Consider the following 15807-nt stretch of genomic DNA (forward strand, 5'->3'; position numbering starts at 1 on the left):
AACGAGAGTCTGCGGGTTTGATTTTCACAATCTTTGTTTTGGACAAACGCGCCGGGCAAGCCGACAGTGAACGCTCTCGTTGCGAGTTTCAATGGTCGGCTCCAGGACGATTGTCTGAACGAGCTCTTCTTCCCGACCTTTTTTGGTGCATACCATTGGATTGCGGCATGGCGCCAAGATCACATTCATCGCCGCCCCCCACTCGAGTCCCGGCGGCCTCACCTCTCGGGAGCATCGCCAACGGTCAAGAGTGGACCGAAACCCGAACAGAGCCAACCTACAAAAGCAGAAGCTGCGTAGACTAGGTTAAATTCATACCCAACCAAAGCTAGTGATCGCCATCTTCACTGACAGTGTTGAACATAGTTCGGTCAAACTCTCTCTTGCTCATGATAAACTGCAATACTGGGCTCAAGCACAATCACATTGCTCGTGCGCTCTTGCGAGATATCAAGGGCCGCCAGTAGCAGATCGTGTTTCGCGGCTCCGATCGCTCTCTGCAGCTGATCTTCCAGATGTTCCAAGTCATTGTGCATAGCATAGTCCTTGAGGTCTTGACATACTTCAATGAGCCAGTTGTGTCTTTGCATTTCCGATTCCCTTAGGTCTGTAACCAAACAACCAAAGGCTGAGTCGGTTAATGGCTGGTTAATCTGGAAATGGGCGGCCTTCATTTCCATAGTGCACGTCGGGCTTGTCCCGCTTTGATACCACTTCAAGTGCTCCTCCAAGCAATCTCCCACTCGAAAGCGACCCTACTTACCATCCGCGTTTGGACCGAAGCCACGGTGAATGACATGTATGGCACAGTCTTCTTGAAGAACGTCATTCCTTTGGTCCGCATCGCGTCGTCCGCCTGATGCAGCAAACAACCTTCAGGGCTTGCTCTAGATGTCGACAACCACAGAAAGGTCAAGGCAAGTGATCGGGTGCAGTTGTCAACGGACGTAAGCAAAGTCGATCTGGACTTCCCACAGCCTGGAGAACCAACAGACAATGCCTACATCCAGGCTTTCAACAGCCGCGTCGGCGCATTCAGCACGCGGCATCCTTGCACCTGGAGAGTTTTTGCAGACCGCGGACAATGTCGGAATCCTCACGAAGGTCGACGAAGTCTTCCGTGAGGAACTAAAGAGCGCTACCAGCGCCTGAAGCGCCCCGGATCACCGCATAGTCACATGCGTTTTAGAACGCGGAACAGTTTTCACACCATGGGCGTAACCGCCTGTTCAAGTTTTGAACTCAAATACATCCGCTTCCGCACTTGGATACTGTACTTGGACCAACTCTGAAATACATTCGGAACGGTAAATCGGCCTGTCAAAGTCGAAGTCTCGCAGCAATCGGAAAAGCAGCTTGCGACGTAGTTGCATCTCAGAACGTTGCACGTAGTCATTCATCAGTTGACGAACCTCACTCATTCACCACTCCGGAAGTGGTAAGTAGTAAGAGCAAATCATCAGTTAACGTGAGCGATGCGGTGCAAGTTTCCATTCCAACAAGCCTGACGCAAACGGCTGTCAACAACATGTTTATCGTTCTCGTCTAGTAACAAATTGGCGAGAATTCGCCTGCGAGTTTCTGTCAGCCGTGCAGATCAATCTCTCGTTAAGAAGTGTTGTGTGGAGTTTAAAAAGTTAAAAGGGAGATAAATGTTTTGCATACAAGAGGGTCCTTCGAAGTTCAGGTTATGATAGCGGCTGAAAAAGCTCGCCGAGCAGGCTTCAATGAAACACACTTAGCGTTGTTGGACGTGCTTCGTGCCGCGAGATGTAGCAATGAGCGCATGGTTGGTAGCCTCAAGACGCCAGCATCAGCCGCAGCCGTTCGTACAAGTACTGAATACAACTCCGATTGCATAAGTGACGGTTAACCAACCATTAACCAAAACAATCTTTGGTTGTGCCATCAACAAGCCAAGGATTCGGAGATGAAAAATCACGACTGGATTATTGAGGTGTGTGAGGATCTAAGGCGATACGCCAAGGACCACAACTTGGGCCACCTCAAAGACCAAATGGACACAGCCTTGACTGTGGCAAAGCATGAAATTCCGCTCGCTCATGTGGATGCGATCCATGACGCTGCGAGAGACTGTGCCTTGCTTGGCAAAACCATCGGCATCTGCAACCACCAAGGAAGAACCCGACGTGAATTTCGAGAACGTGTCTCCGATCGCTGCCAATGACAACCGACGCCCCAGCTGGCGTCGACGGCTCGGCGCATGCACCGTTCTTGCACTTGGCACCACGCTTGTGATTTTCGAGCTTTGCGTGGCCTCGAGCTACATTTTTTGAAGAATGGCGCATGATCAACAGGAAGCGACAAGTCAAAATTTGCTGACCAGAACACCCACTTTGAAACCGCATGAAGCTACTTTGAATTTCGTGAGCGACCAAACATGACAAACGGAAATTCGAGGCGGCGCAACAAAGCAGACGTGACACCTCTCATTGAGGACGGCGGACTATTTGCAAGACCACCAATCGAAATTGAGGTCGAACTTGTGCCAAGGATCGGCAAAAATGGCCGTGGCGATATTGTTATCAAGGGATATGTGTCGGCTAACGCCGTAGTCGATGTAGTTATTGCTGGTCGCAGGAAAGAACAGGCTAGGCCACTTTTATCCTCTCTGCAAACGCTTTGGAGCAATGCCAATCGTGGATTATCGTCACACGTTGAACCGCCTGATGCAGAACAAGTTCGATTAAGTGCACGAGTCGTTGGTTCCTGGCGACCGTACTATCAAGTAGATGACCAAGGATGGCAAACGCACGAATTCCAACTGCTTGCCGCGCGGTGGACGTTTTCGCCAAAGCCTGGCGTCACTCAAACATTCGGCGAACCGCCACTGTTTTAAATGGTGTTTCGCTTTGCGCTCGGGAATGAGGGTATGAAAAGCTCCCGTTGGGTCTGGATTGGATCGTACTCGCGCTGCTCCAATACCCTGACCCCAACGTTGCGCGACCCCTCGGAAAAGTAATGCTTCGTGTCAGGCAGCGCTCCATATCGAACTACATAGTCCGCCAGCAGGCTTTCTAACCGTGCAATCTTTTCTTGGTCTGTAATGCGTTGTTCGTCCCGGCAATTGAGTTGCGGTGAGCTATCAAGTCCTGATCGGAGAAAAGCGGACTAAAATGACAGGTTGTCGATGACAAAACCGAACAAGGATGGATGTTTTTTATACCCTTGAACCTGGCTCAAGAAAGTTGATGTGGCGATCTCCTTCGACTTGAGCCGTGATTTCAGTGTTTAAAGAGGCTTAACCACTCTTTGATAGCCAAGGCCTGAGTTAGTCCAGTACAAGGTGACACTATTGTGGAAAGCAACGCTTTGCATTGCCCCGCCGAGGATGACACAGAAGTTCGGGTATTCTGCGTGGAAGCTGGAACGCTTGTTGGTCGAGACGACGTTGGAAACGATCTAATTGTAACAGAGACTGTTGCGGTGAACATAGGCAAGACGTGGTGGGTCGCACCGCCTGCGTTTGAAGTCATCCGACAAGTGACGGAACAGCGAGCATACAAAGTAAAAAATCTAAGTTAGAATGAACCGGTTTCCTGCGCAAATTTGAAGTCTGTGTCAGACCGACAGGGTATCAGATTTTGGTATTCCAACTACACGCTATGGACTTTCCCTGGAGCCCTGCAATGCTGGCCCCTTTTTACCCTTTCCCTTGCGGGATGCCCCGTCGTTCAGGGCGAGGAGGAACGCGAGGGCGGGCGTGCACTGATTGGCGCTGTCGTCAAACACTCGTTTGATAGCGGCAATTATTCCATCCACGCGACGTTGATCAGTCTGGGCTGTCTTTCCGCCCGTAGACGAGTTGCGGCATTTGGTCGTCAATAAACGGGGTCGACAACTGGGACGGCCCATACCTGCCGTTCACTCGGGACCCGGAGCGCTGCGGTGCAGCCCGTTAGAGGAGACATTCGCTGCAAGTGCAAAACTCAATGCTGGCCGAACTCACAGATCGCGGACGAAGCAGACCATTGAATTTATCTTGTGAATGGCGGCTTCTGGTCGGAATACCGAAAGGGCAAGTCGAAACATCGCGCTTACTTCATCCGCCGTCGCACCCTGCCTTTGCAGGTTCATCGCGCTTGCGATCTGGGCTTCGATGTAGATTGCCGCTGTGCGCGACGCGACTGCATGTGTGAACTGGCCCTTTGCTTTCGCTCTGTCGATCCACGCCGCATAGGCAGTCAGGGAAAGCACCTTGAATGCATCGACCTGCCGTCCCGCCAATTCCCCAAGCTGGTCGCGGCATTGGCACATATCCACAAAAAGGCAGCCATTCGGCATGCCGTGCTCATGGTGGTCACGCAGGATGTACTCCGCCAAAGCATCTAGAGCTTTGTCAAAGGGCTGATCTTGCTCAAGCAACTCGAACAGGGGTGCCAGCGTCATGCTATGGTATTCGGAAAGCACAGCCTGTTTCAGCCCGTCCTCGCTGCCAAACTCTTTATAAAGCGTGGGCTTGGACACCTTGGCGCGACGGCAAACTTCGTTCAGCGAGACCTCTGACTGCCCCTCCTGCCAATAGGCCTGCATCGCTATCGCCGTAACGGCGTCACGATCAAAGGTCTTCGGGCGTCCTCTTGGTGCTTTCTGTTCCGTTTCGCTCATTTAATTACCGCATGGTTTTTTATTATTGACTTGGCATTCCCCTGAATTTACTACCATCCGGTAATTAACATCAAGCGAGAACCAAAATGACCGAACTGACGATCTCCAGCCTTGGCCTTATCCTGTTGATCGTGCCGGTAGTCGTTCATGGCATCGAGGTGCTTTATCCCACCCAGGCGCGCTGGGTCGTGAACTGGGTTCTTCCGTTCTTCGCACCCATGCTGCCCAACCGATCATCAACACTGCAACTTGATGAACAAATGGCGATGATGGATGCGGCGATCGAGGCCGCCCCAGCGGACAAGAAGCGCGCCGGACAGGATTATGTCTTTCTGCTGATGTTTGAACAACGTCAGGGGGCAATCGGCTTTGCCGCCGCCGCCCTAGGCGCCCTTTATGGCCTGACCCTTGGCATTGCGGATCGCGATGCCTTGCACCTTGTCTTTGTTGTTATTGCGGTCCTAATGACGCTGGTGAACGCCAATCAGGCGGGGCTTCCTATGTTCGGTCACCATCCCAAGATATCAACCAACGGCAGGCATGTCGGATTTGTGTTCACGCCTTTCTGGGCTGTTGCCACTGCTCTGAATTGGTTGGGGTTCACCTCTGCCGTTTCGTGAGTACATAGTGGAACTTGACACAAAAGACTTCTAAGCTGACCTTCGAAGCCTGTGCAGCATCCGGTAGGGTTGGGCTCGCTGCTGACATCCGCCGCGCGCGGCTCTTGTGTCAGCGCCCAGCCGAATGCGGACATTCATTTTGGGCGCTCCGGCGACCGCTGCGTGCGGACTTTGCAGCCGTTCAGATTGCCAAAACGAATGTCGGCTTTCAGTTTGACGCCATCAGGGCCGAGCCACCCAAAAGAAATGATCCTCCTGCGTAACCCATACGCTTTCGCGCTCGAAGACTCTGAAACGTTTTGCGGGCTTGCGCTGCTAAAATTGCGTAGGCGCCTAAGACGATCAAAACAATCGTTGTCGAGGTCGCCATCAGTATGAGGAATTGTGGCGTCAGAGGGAACGCAGGGTTTATGAACTGAGCGAGAATTGCCACGTGGAACAGGATAGCCTTTGGGTTCAGAATGCCTGTCAGAAATCCAGCTCTGAGGCTTGCCGCCCGGATCGCAGACGTTGCTGGCGTGGTTAGATCGGCTTCGACCATCCCACGCGCTGTTAGGATTTGAGTTATGCCCAACCAGGCCATGTAGGCCACTCCAGCCCATTTCACGAGAAGATAGACGCCGCTGGATGCTGCCAAGAGCGTCCCAAGTCCGATACAGGCAATCGTCATCATAACGATGCCTCCCAGCAAATCACCGACGATGCAAAATAACGCTGTTCTAATACCTCGGGACAGCGACTGACCGATCACCATAAAGACGCTCGGCCCTGGGATCACCGAAAGCAGCGTGAATGCCGCGACGTATGCCAACCAAACTTCAATACTCATCGCAGTTGCCTCCTGCGGCTGCGCTCTACTGTGCGTGGCCGCGTCAGACGGCGCAACGGTAAATCGGACACTGGTGCAACCGCAGCATTTGGCAGAATGGGCTCGCTGCTGATCTTCGTTGCATCCAGTTCCAAGGTCGCCCCGCAGCCCGAGAGAGGCATTCGTTTTCATTGATGAAGTAGCGGGGTGCGGGTCGCAACTGCCTTTGGTTGCGGTTGCGCCAAAGGCTACTTGCTACTAGTGGCGGTTCCTGAGTTTACTCTTATACTTGTGGCAAATGATCAAAAAACTTGAGAAGAGGTCAGCAATCAATGGATGGCAGCCGACACGAGAACACTGACCGTCAATTGAAGAGGCAGTCACCCAAACTCTTGTATGAGATGTTGCATGCATTTTGCGCTCTTGCAGAAAGTTGTAACTTAACCGTCGCCGCGCGTGAGCTTGCAACAACTAGGCAGACCGTTCGCCGCCATCTGGGCCAATTGGAAAGTATCAGGGGCAAAAGCTTACTTGTTTTGCAAAACCGAGCTTACGTTTTGACGGAAGAGGGTGCGGCAGTCTTGCCGATTGCCAAGCAAATTTTAAGGGATTTTGACGGCTTCTTATATGGAAGCAGTCTGGGCAGTCCATTTTTACCAAAGCGGGCCTGCACTGGCCCCAACGGTTTCTATTACATTCAAGAACGTCAATCAACTGAACGCATTTGGGATAAGACATCAGGGCTATTTAAGCATTCTCTACAACGTTGGTCTTCCGCTTCCGGAGATGTTGAACACCCATCCATGAAGCCCGTGCGAGAAAGATCGTTGGTCTGTCGTATGAACTCAGGATCTTGGATCTGTACCGAAGTTGGCGATTTATCCTTCTACAGCACTTGGTGGGGCTGGGTTAAGGCCCGAAGCAGTGTTGGGTGCAACATCAATGCCTTTCCGTTGGGTACAAGCGTCGGCGAGATCCTCGAACGCAGTTACAGCGAGGTGGTCTCTGGAATGGGATTTGTGCTGGATCAGGTTGCCACTCTAGCTCCCCGTACTGGCTACGATGGTTCACAACCGATGCATTTTGACCGCCTACTTCTTGGGGTTAGGTTCCCTGACAAAAGTCGTGGAATTATGATAGTTGTTGATGGTGCCGAAACAACGGACATTGAAGCCACGGGTTATCTACCAGTCGATCCCGCCGATGTGGTTCGTGTTGAAGATTTGGATTAGAGCCGCGCTCTTCAGGTCAACGGAGGATCCCATCGATGACTTCATCAGAGTTGTTTATTGATATAGCAAAAGAGGGTTTGCAGAGCAGTCGACTTAAAGATGTTGGAGTCAACATTACTATCGGCACATCCCTAAATGACTACCGCAATAGTATCGATGTTTCCTCTCGTGGATACCCAGTCACATCGGCATTCGATGACAAAGAGCATCCAATAGAACACAGCGATTGTTTGTTCATAATAGGTGAGAACAAGTGCGGCGAAGTTGTGCACACGCAAGCGCTTCGTCTCATAGACTTGGATAATATGACCCTCAGCGAATACTTAGGATCAAACTTCCTTGGGTTCCGGCCTCCATCTCCGCAGATGGACAAAGCACTGTCCAGTTATGTGTCTGGACCTGGTGCATCTAGGATCACTGGTACGGCCGTTTATCACGGTGAGTTTTGGATGTCGCCTAACCATGGTTTGAGAGGGGAGGGCTTAGCGGGTCACATGGCATTTATCGGTTTCTGGATGTCTTACTTGGTCTGGAGTCCATCTTTCTGGTTTGCCTTCATCCTAAGAACTGTTGCTGACAAGGGTCTGAGTGTAAGAGCCAATTGGCTCCACCATGATCCGGACGCTCTACTTTGGAGAAGTTTGAATGATGGGAAACACTTCAATGCTCTGATGGCTTACTTGAGTAGAGATGATGTTGTCTATCTGGCCAAGCGCTGTAATCTCGTCGAAGAGAAGATGCTCAGTTGGAAGCTCAAAATCTGATTTTGAGGTGCATGGTATTTGGCGAGCTAGGCTCCGTGATCTCCGCCGCGCTTGGCTCGAAGGTCACACCCCAGCCCAAACCTGCCATTTATCCTGACAACCAGTCAGGTGCCGCCGCTTCTCCAAAGAAAACACTCGTCTTGTTGAAAGCCTGTCCAATCAATCATTGCTCTGTCGAATATGTCGGCAACACTCACTTCGTCCAGCCTGACGGAGTTTTAGAAACATGCAACGAACAGTGCACGCACCATCATTGTCTTGTGAGAAAAACATCAATGGGCTTCGGCCCAGAACCAGCCCTTATTGGAACATCTTGCAGTTTTGCCGCCACATTGGTTTGCAGAAGCTCCCGTCCGGCAAACAGTACTGGATGGCCCGAGTTCGTCGATTGGACGGCGGGTACAAACAAACACGGCTTGGGCCAAATAGAAGGATCGAGGGAGACGGCATAAATTATGAGCAAGCGTTGGCACAGGCTATCAAGTGGTTTAATCAACCATGCGTTTTGGCAGTTTCTTCCGAGCCGTACTCTGTAGGGGTCAACGCTGAGCTCAACTACACAAAAACTGAGGGGCGCTTTACCGTGGGCGATGCGATGCACTCCTTCGTAGAATGGAAGCGTGTCGCAGCCGCAAGGACATACTTTGAGACAATGTTGTCTCTGATCAACCACCACATCATTCCTCGCCTTGGCCATCTGCCCGTAGAAGAACTCAGCCAATCAGTGTTTACAGAGTTCTGTATAGACGTGCTCGAGACCCCACCCAAACGAGGTAGAGGCGATGCGGGTGTGCACGTGCGCCTGCAAGACCTGGATCATGAGCGACTTCGAAAGAGGAAAAAAACTCTAAACACCGTCATCGGACTTCTCCGAATGGCAATTGAGATGTCGTGGGAAAACGGTGATGTCGAGAGTGAATTGTATTGGAGGCGCCTTCGGCGTGTGCCTCATGCCGATACGCCGCGACAGGTCTTTCTGACCAGAGGCCAAGCAAAGCACTTGATCGCCTGCTGTAGGCCAGATCTAGCACTATTGGTTCAAGGCGCGCTTTACTCCGGCTGTCGAGTATCTGAGCTCGCCCGCCTGAAAGTGCGAGACGTTGGAGGCCATGTATTTGGCATCTACGTGGCTCCCATGAAAAGCTATCGGGGACGCTACGTCATACTGCCAAACGAAGGCATGACGTTCTTTTTGGACCAAGTCGAAACATTGGATGATGAGGATCTGGTTTTTAGAATGGCGTCAGGACGGTCTTGGTCTGGCTGCCATAAGCACTTGTTCAAGGAAGCCGTGAGACGGGCAGGATTGCCGGAGAGTTTCGTGTTTCACGGGCTTCGGCACACATATGCAAGCCAACTGGTACAAGCAGGTACGCCGCTCGCAATGATTGCGAAACAGCTCGGCCACTCAAACACCGACACTGTCAGTCGAACTTACGGCCATCTGTGTTGCGACGGTCTGGAGAACGAGATTTCCCGTCGATTTGCACCACTCCAGAAATCCAGAAAGGACATTAGGCTGCAGCGTTTGCGGAACACTCTGCAGAACAAAGCGGAGCCCAATTGGTCTTGGCCGCGAAAGAACAGAAGTAGGGCATCGGGCGAGATAGTGGGCATGCTGCGTGGGCGAGAGGAGCAGTTGAGATAAGCTTGCGATCCCAGCCCCGAAGCAGACCTTGCGCGGAACGAACTGATCGAACGGACAGCGGACACAGGCGCGGTGTTCTTGTCGCCAATGAAGCGTGGGCTAATAAGAACCCATTTGATTCCGTCAGCCTTTGACTCGCAATTATGCGTTCTATCCTACGGTTCGAATGAATAATTCTTGGAGCTTGCCTTCGCCGTTTCGCAACTGTGTTTCAACTTCGACGCCGCGCTCAAACTGGTTGTACGCTGCCGAATCGGGTGGGTAGGGATTACCAACTGTGCCATCTCGAACCGACTTGCGACCCCGTTCGAGAGCAGATTTGAGGGCCAGATCATCTGAAGAATTCCTCATTTGAGAGACTCCTATTCCAAGCGATAACAACAGCCTAGCAGCAGAGTTTTCTAGAGGTCTTTGACCCAAATCAAAGGTGCTTTCCGTCGATCGGGGGCAGCGTTTCTCGGGAGTTAGCCGCGGATGCCGTCATCTGACTGACTTGGTCGTCTGACAGATGGCAGCCCAAGGCGGACTTTGGTTTTTTGAAGCGTGCTGTTGGCTTTGCACTCGAAAACCACCATCCGCTGTGTTTGCTCCAGTGACTGCTTTCACAAGAGATACCTAGGACCTTTTCGCCTGCCAGTGTGAATGCTCCGCCCCTTTGAGTTGTCGTTCCCGCCAGTTCTAGAGTCTGATAGCAGAACAGTGAATTTCTGTTCCTGGGGGCAGCCTTAATCGACAAACCAACTGCGACCTTTGCTTTGAAGGTCATTGTACTCTCCATGTGTATTGGCGCGCTCACACCGCTCATCTTCGCAGATGGATACGATAGTCCGGTCGACGCGGTTGTCGGCGGTATGACTGGGTTACTCATTGGAGCAGGGTGCCTAACGACAGAACTTACCTTTCTCTCTAATCAATCGATCCGATGGCTGCGGCAGACTCCGCTGATCGCCATCATTGGTTTTAGAACCATTACGTACAGTCTCATTATCGTTGTCGGGATCATAGTTCCCGCGCGCGCGTTGCTTGATCAGAAACTGTGGCAGGAACCTGAATTTGCTTTGAACTTTGCGATATCCGCAGCGATTGCGTCCGCCATTTCCACGTCGGTTGAACTGCTTAGGCTTCTTGGCCGGGAAGCAACTTTGGCGATCTTCACCGGACGATATCGACACCCCCGGTTAGAAAACCGAATTGTTCTTTTTGCAGACCTCGTGGGATCGACCTCGCTCGCAGAGAGGCTTGGCGAACTGAGGTTCCACGAGTTCCTTTCTGATGTTTCATACGATCTGTCTCAACCCATCGAGAGCAATGGCGGCGAAGTGCACCGATACGTAGGAGATGCAGTCATCGTGACATGGCCGACTGCGAACCCGAAGAGTTATGAACAGAGTGTTGCGTGCGCAAATCAAATGCCCCGCACACTAGAGACCAAAACCGAAGAATACGTCGCTCGATATGGGCAAGAGGCAAAAATCAGGGTCGCTTTGCATTGTGGGCCAGTTGCCGCAGGTGAGATTGGGACATGGAAGAAGGAGATAGCTTTGCTAGGCTATACAATGAACACCGCCGCCCGGATCGAAAGCGCTGCCAGAGACTTCGAAGTGGAAGTAGTGATCTCGGATGCTGTCAGGGAACAATTGCCCAAAGACGTTAGCAAGATACTATCCCAACTTCCCAACTACCATGCGCGCGGAAAAACCGATCAACTGGCGCTTTGGACCATTTCCGAGTGAGCCGAGGCGCTGATACTGCCTCGCGGGATGAAGGTCGGCCGTGGGCAACAGAAGTGAGCGAAGCGGATTATAGTCACTTGCACTCTTTGTGCATATCCGCCGATGCGTGGGGAAAAGGCTAATGCCCAGCCCATAACCGGAATCCAGCAGTAGCCGTCGATGCTGCGGTCGCATCCTACTTTCCGGACATTGGCTGCAAGTGCAAAAGCATCTACCAACCTGTACTCCCTTAACTGCTATCATTGAAAACTGGCATACATCACCATATCCTACGGATGATTGTCCAAAACGTGCTTTTGAAAGCTCAGATGAACTGTAAAGAACTCACCAAGCTACGAAACTCAAATGAGGCGAGACCATCACACCAAGACGGACGTATCCGACTTGAACCCATCTGATAGCGTTTTACCGCTTGCATCGCCGACAAGTAGTTCGATCTCCAGCAAATTACTATCACCAATCCGCCTTTGAAATTCTGCGCTGAACCGCATGCCGACCCCACTAGCCGCCCAGAGACAAAGGGCTAGAAACAAGATTATTGTGAGTCAGCCTCGTTCCGGCCTCAAACACCTCCTGTATTTGGTGAAACCGTTCGCGGTAAGGAAACGACCGCCGACGCAAATTGCAGGCCCGCTCGCGTAAGCTAGCATCAAGTTCGCGAAGTTCCGCAAGCAAAACATAAGCAACATACCACTTTGTCACTCAAGACTAGAGCAGGTACGCTGAGGAGCTAGCATGTTTTACAGTCATAACTTACGATTGATTTTCCTTTTGCTTCTTTTTATTTTGACCATCAGTACATGGTATTTTGCAGTTCTCCGGCCGTTAGCATTTTCCCGGTATTTTGCCGCTGAAGATCACTTGGTGGAATATTCGACCGCGATCCTCCTCGCGTTGGCTAGTGTCAGCCTAGCAGCACTGTCGCGCCGTGTTGTAGGGTACAAGAGTTGGTTGTTGGTCTTTTACGCGCTTGCGTTCATGATTGCAGCCGGGGAAGAAGTTTCATGGGGCCAAAGAATTTTCGGCATCAAGAGTAACGAATTTTTCTTGAAAAACAATTTCCAGGGAGAGACTAACATTCACAACCTTGTTGTTGGAGGAGAACAACTTGTGGAATTCTGGTTTGGCACTCTGTTGTCAGCTACCATACTGGCATATCTTGTAGTCATTCCGCTTCTATACCCAATTTCGCCGTTTGTCCGCGGAGCACTAGATTTTTTAGCGGTGCCCGTCGCAGAAAGATGGGTAGCCCCAGTAGCAGTAGTCTGGTCGGGATTCGTGGTCTGGATTGATTTGCCCAGAAATTGGGAAATCTATGAATGCGTCTTTGCCATTCTTATCTGTACGGTTTTTCTAGGGCCGAAGAACCCGGAAACTTTTAACTTCGAAAAGGCACTACAGTAAATAGTTCGGCATGGATTCTGCAAAGACACCGTGCCTGACAATGTGTCTCCAAGCGTTAGAACCCATCGAAATATGAGCCACTCCAGGCCGGTGGTGCAGGTTGCAACCCTGCTTGGGTATCTACTGACCAAGTTAGGTTTCATCTTTTCTCAGCTAATACGCTACGGCGTTTGTTTGGCAACGAAGCGTGGATTGAGGTCGTTCACGGTTCTCTGATATGAAAAGCATCGAGCGGGAGAACGCGCGGCTGAAGAGGATCGTTCCCGAGCTGGAGCAGAACGAGCTGATCCTGAAGGAAAGCCCGAACCATCTAAAGCCCAGGGCCTGACCAGAAAGGAGCACCGTCGCGTCGTCATTCATGCTCGCCAAAGCTCGTAACGTCCAAGCGGCCGAAGTGTTGGGTGATTGGCCTGGCGCAGAGCTTCCTGCAATATCGTCCCTCACCTAACGACGACAATGCACTGCGGCTGGCGATCAACTGTCTAGCAAAACAGTACGGTCGATATGGCCATCGCAAGGTCACGAAGCTGCTTCATGTCAAGAGCTGGCACCTCTCTTGGCAGATTTAACTTTGCCAAATCGCTTGCCGGACAATGGTCAATCACAAGAAGGTCGAGCGGCTCGGGCGTGAGGAAGGAATACAGCTTCGACAGCGACATAAGAAGGGACGACGGCTTTACTAAAAAGACAGTACCATCATCCGGTTGAGACCAACCCATCCAAACCACTGCTGCGCGATAGACTTCCTGCACGACGAGCTCAGCAATGGACGCAGCTACAAAATGCTCACGGTGCTGGATTAGTACAGTCGGCAGGCCTCGGCTGTTGTAGTTCGCGCCAAAAATGGGCGCTGACGATGTTTTCGACGCACTTTATCCGCTGCTCTTTAGGCACGGTTCTCCAAAATACATCCGATCAGATAACGGGCCGGAGTTCGCTGCTGAAAGAATGCAGGCTCGGCTTCGATGTTACAGCCACACCCGCACGCGATGACATCTGCGAAAGGCGCCCGCCAATTCCGGAAAACCATTTAGACAACCCCTCGATCAGTGACCCAGATACAGAACGATAGACAGGCACTTTAAAGAAAGTACGAAGTGCCAACGCCAGTATTGAAACTATCTTTGAGTACTGGTTTGAAAGTCATCTAACCTCTGCAACTCTGACATGTCGGACAAAACCGGCAACTGGATGTAGGATCCTTCTTGGCTTTCGTGATGGACAAAATTGCGGGCAACCTGAATCCTTGTGCTGGAGTAAAGGGGATCATTTGTGTTGAGGTTCCTATCCCACTGCGGAAAGTTGCTTGACGAGATATCGACAGCCACACGATGGCCCTGTGCAAATCTCCATGCGATGTGGCCAAGATCGATCCGAAGCTGGTAAGACTGACCCGGTTCCATGAAAGTTTCGGAGCCAAGTCCGTTTCGAAAACGGGCGCGTTGAATGCCTTCCGTGACCAAGGTTGCAGAACCATCAGGAGCGACGTCCATCACCTTGATGGTGAAGTCAGTATCTGGGGCATCCGAACTGACAGTAAGTGTGCCGTAGACGTGTCCAGCCACAACCAACTCTGCATCCAACGTATCGCTGTCGTAGGAAAGAACGTCGCTCCGTTGCCCCTCCCGGACCGACGATTGGTTCAACGGCCCGTGCGAAATCATTAAGTTGCGCCCGCCAACGGTGGGTACAGGGTTTTCCGGATCGTAGGTATAAACCCGGGTCCCGGACTGCTCTCGGCTGGGCATTGTGCGTGAAACTCGGCCCGTTTTGGTCAGGTGCCAAGTGTCTGCAGAGGTTTGGATGGGCGGCCAAGTGTCTGAGCCATACCATTCATCCTTTGCATTCGCGATTGGAAAGATCACACGAGGCAGATCCACTAGTGCATTCCTTTCGCCTTTCAGGTGGTAGTCGAACCAAGGCAGGATGGGCTGAATCGGCCAAACACCGGGTTCTTCGGGGGTGAAATGCGTTCCGTTGAGAACCAACAGGCGCTGGTCTGCACCCGCCTGTTCGCCAAGTTCGAAGGCGGTCAATTGCGAGGGGGCAAAAACATCAAACCAAGCGGCGACGTAAAAAGTCGGAACGTTTGTGACCTGGGCATCGTAGTAGGTTGACACAGGGCTGTCCGGCCGACTCTCCAGAATGTTCTTCCACCCAGAAGCCGCTTTAGAAAAGTGCGGATACTCCGCAAGAGGCAATTTCCACCAGGCCTCCACGGTATGTGCGTCTTCTAGATTTGAGAGAAGCTTACCTACTTGAACGCCCATCCCGACTATCGATGTTCTGCGCGTAATCGGCCCATAGCCCAGTTGATCGTAGTGATGGGCGTCGGCCGTCAGGATTTGCTCAGCGCTCCAAGGAAGGAAGGTTTCGAGTTTGAGCGCGCCACCCGGCCCTTTTAGGGCGCCGTTTATCAAATCGGGTGTCCCGATTTGTACGAAGGATGCGTCGATGCCGGCATCTGCTTCGGCATTTGTCAGCATGGCATTGATAGCTTCGATCGAGTCCCCAGTAGTCCCGATCTTTCCGTTGCTCCAGGGTTGTTGCCGGACCCATTGTGCTAATTCAATGGCATCGCTTCGGTCGTATTGCCCAAGTGCCAATCCTTCTGATCCTATTCGACCGCGCGTGTGTTGAATAACCAAGGCATATCCAGCCTCAGTGATTTCAGGCCAGCCATGCTCGCCAAGGTCCTCATCAGGGATACTTGTTAAGTCCATGCCGTGCAGTCCGGACAGCGGAGTGTGCGGCAATTCGTAGGGTGAACGCACAATCAAGGTCGGAAACGGCCCGTCGCCTTGGGGCAGCCGCACGAAGGTAACAAGCTTTGTTCCGTCCGAAGTTGCTAGTGTCGGACCATCGTACTTTGCTTCGAACGCTGCGGGCAGATAGGCAAAGCCTCCAATCACGGCTACGGCAATGGCGGAACTCAGACCAATTGCGGTCCCTATGATAGCTCTTTTCAT

14 protein-coding genes are annotated in these 15807 nt (G+C 51.9%); 9 read left to right on the forward strand and 5 right to left on the reverse strand.

Annotation, left to right across the window (positions count from 1 at the left end; genetic code table 11):
* Positions 1-66: 66 nt before the first annotated feature.
* Complete coding sequence (locus ACMHLQ_RS01625) at positions 67-300, forward strand: hypothetical protein (RefSeq protein ID WP_415400789.1); 234 nt, start codon at positions 67-69, stop codon at positions 298-300.
* A gap of 71 nt (positions 301-371) precedes the next feature.
* On the opposite strand, the gene ACMHLQ_RS01630 is transcribed toward ACMHLQ_RS01625, so the two are convergent.
* The gene (locus ACMHLQ_RS01630) at positions 372-680 is read right to left on the reverse strand and encodes a hypothetical protein (RefSeq protein ID WP_415400790.1); all 309 of its coding nucleotides are present in this window, start codon (positions 678-680) and stop codon (positions 372-374) included.
* Between the two features lie 1250 nt (positions 681-1930).
* Here ACMHLQ_RS01630 and ACMHLQ_RS01635 point away from each other — a divergent pair.
* The gene (locus ACMHLQ_RS01635) at positions 1931-2188 is read left to right on the forward strand and encodes a hypothetical protein (RefSeq protein ID WP_415400791.1); all 258 of its coding nucleotides are present in this window, start codon (positions 1931-1933) and stop codon (positions 2186-2188) included.
* Positions 2189-2440: 252 nt separating this feature from the next.
* Complete coding sequence (locus ACMHLQ_RS01640; RefSeq protein ID WP_415400793.1) at positions 2441-2860, forward strand: hypothetical protein; 420 nt, start codon at positions 2441-2443, stop codon at positions 2858-2860.
* Between the two features lie 1106 nt (positions 2861-3966).
* On the opposite strand, the gene ACMHLQ_RS01645 is transcribed toward ACMHLQ_RS01640, so the two are convergent.
* A complete protein-coding gene (locus tag ACMHLQ_RS01645; RefSeq protein WP_415400794.1) occupies positions 3967-4629 on the reverse strand; it encodes a TetR/AcrR family transcriptional regulator in 663 nt (220 codons plus the stop codon).
* A gap of 86 nt (positions 4630-4715) precedes the next feature.
* Between ACMHLQ_RS01645 and ACMHLQ_RS01650 the strand changes: the two genes are divergently transcribed.
* On the forward strand, positions 4716-5249 hold the full coding sequence (locus tag ACMHLQ_RS01650; protein ID WP_415400795.1) for a hypothetical protein: 534 nt from the start codon (positions 4716-4718) through the stop codon (positions 5247-5249).
* A gap of 208 nt (positions 5250-5457) precedes the next feature.
* On the opposite strand, the gene ACMHLQ_RS01655 is transcribed toward ACMHLQ_RS01650, so the two are convergent.
* Positions 5458-6078, reverse strand: a complete 621-nt coding sequence (locus ACMHLQ_RS01655) for a LysE family translocator (RefSeq protein ID WP_415400797.1) — start codon at positions 6076-6078, stop codon at positions 5458-5460.
* A gap of 380 nt (positions 6079-6458) precedes the next feature.
* Between ACMHLQ_RS01655 and ACMHLQ_RS01660 the strand changes: the two genes are divergently transcribed.
* Together ACMHLQ_RS01660 and ACMHLQ_RS01665 are read left to right on the forward strand one after the other, a co-directional pair.
* Entirely contained in the window at positions 6459-7289 is an 831-nt protein-coding gene (locus ACMHLQ_RS01660) for a LysR family transcriptional regulator (RefSeq protein WP_415401010.1), read from the forward strand.
* Positions 7290-7324: 35 nt separating this feature from the next.
* Positions 7325-8053, forward strand: a complete 729-nt coding sequence (locus ACMHLQ_RS01665; RefSeq protein WP_415400798.1) for a hypothetical protein — start codon at positions 7325-7327, stop codon at positions 8051-8053.
* 250 nt (positions 8054-8303) lie between these two features.
* Here the strand turns inward: ACMHLQ_RS01665 and ACMHLQ_RS01670 are convergent, their stop codons facing one another.
* Positions 8304-8774 (reverse strand): hypothetical protein, encoded by a 471-nt coding sequence (locus ACMHLQ_RS01670; protein ID WP_415401013.1) that lies wholly within the window; start codon positions 8772-8774, stop codon positions 8304-8306.
* 165 nt (positions 8775-8939) lie between these two features.
* On the opposite strand from ACMHLQ_RS01670, the gene ACMHLQ_RS01675 reads away from it, so the two are divergent.
* The 3 genes from ACMHLQ_RS01675 (at position 8940) to ACMHLQ_RS01685 (ending at position 12838) form a co-directional block, all read left to right on the forward strand.
* Positions 8940-9701: a tyrosine-type recombinase/integrase gene (locus ACMHLQ_RS01675; RefSeq protein WP_415401012.1), complete on the forward strand. Its 762-nt coding sequence runs from the start codon at positions 8940-8942 to the stop codon at positions 9699-9701.
* A 776-nt stretch (positions 9702-10477) separates the two neighbouring features.
* Positions 10478-11434, forward strand: coding sequence for an adenylate/guanylate cyclase domain-containing protein (locus ACMHLQ_RS01680; protein ID WP_415400799.1), 957 nt, complete (start codon positions 10478-10480; stop codon positions 11432-11434).
* 735 nt (positions 11435-12169) lie between these two features.
* Positions 12170-12838 carry a hypothetical protein gene (locus ACMHLQ_RS01685; protein ID WP_415400800.1) on the forward strand — a complete coding sequence of 223 codons (669 nt, stop codon included), beginning with the start codon at positions 12170-12172 and terminating at the stop codon, positions 12836-12838.
* Positions 12839-13956: 1118 nt separating this feature from the next.
* Here the strand turns inward: ACMHLQ_RS01685 and ACMHLQ_RS01690 are convergent.
* Entirely contained in the window at positions 13957-15807 is a 1851-nt protein-coding gene (locus ACMHLQ_RS01690; protein ID WP_415400801.1) for a CocE/NonD family hydrolase, read from the reverse strand.

This window comes from Tateyamaria algicola, from assembly GCF_047715485.1.
GTDB lineage: Bacteria > Pseudomonadota > Alphaproteobacteria > Rhodobacterales > Rhodobacteraceae > Tateyamaria.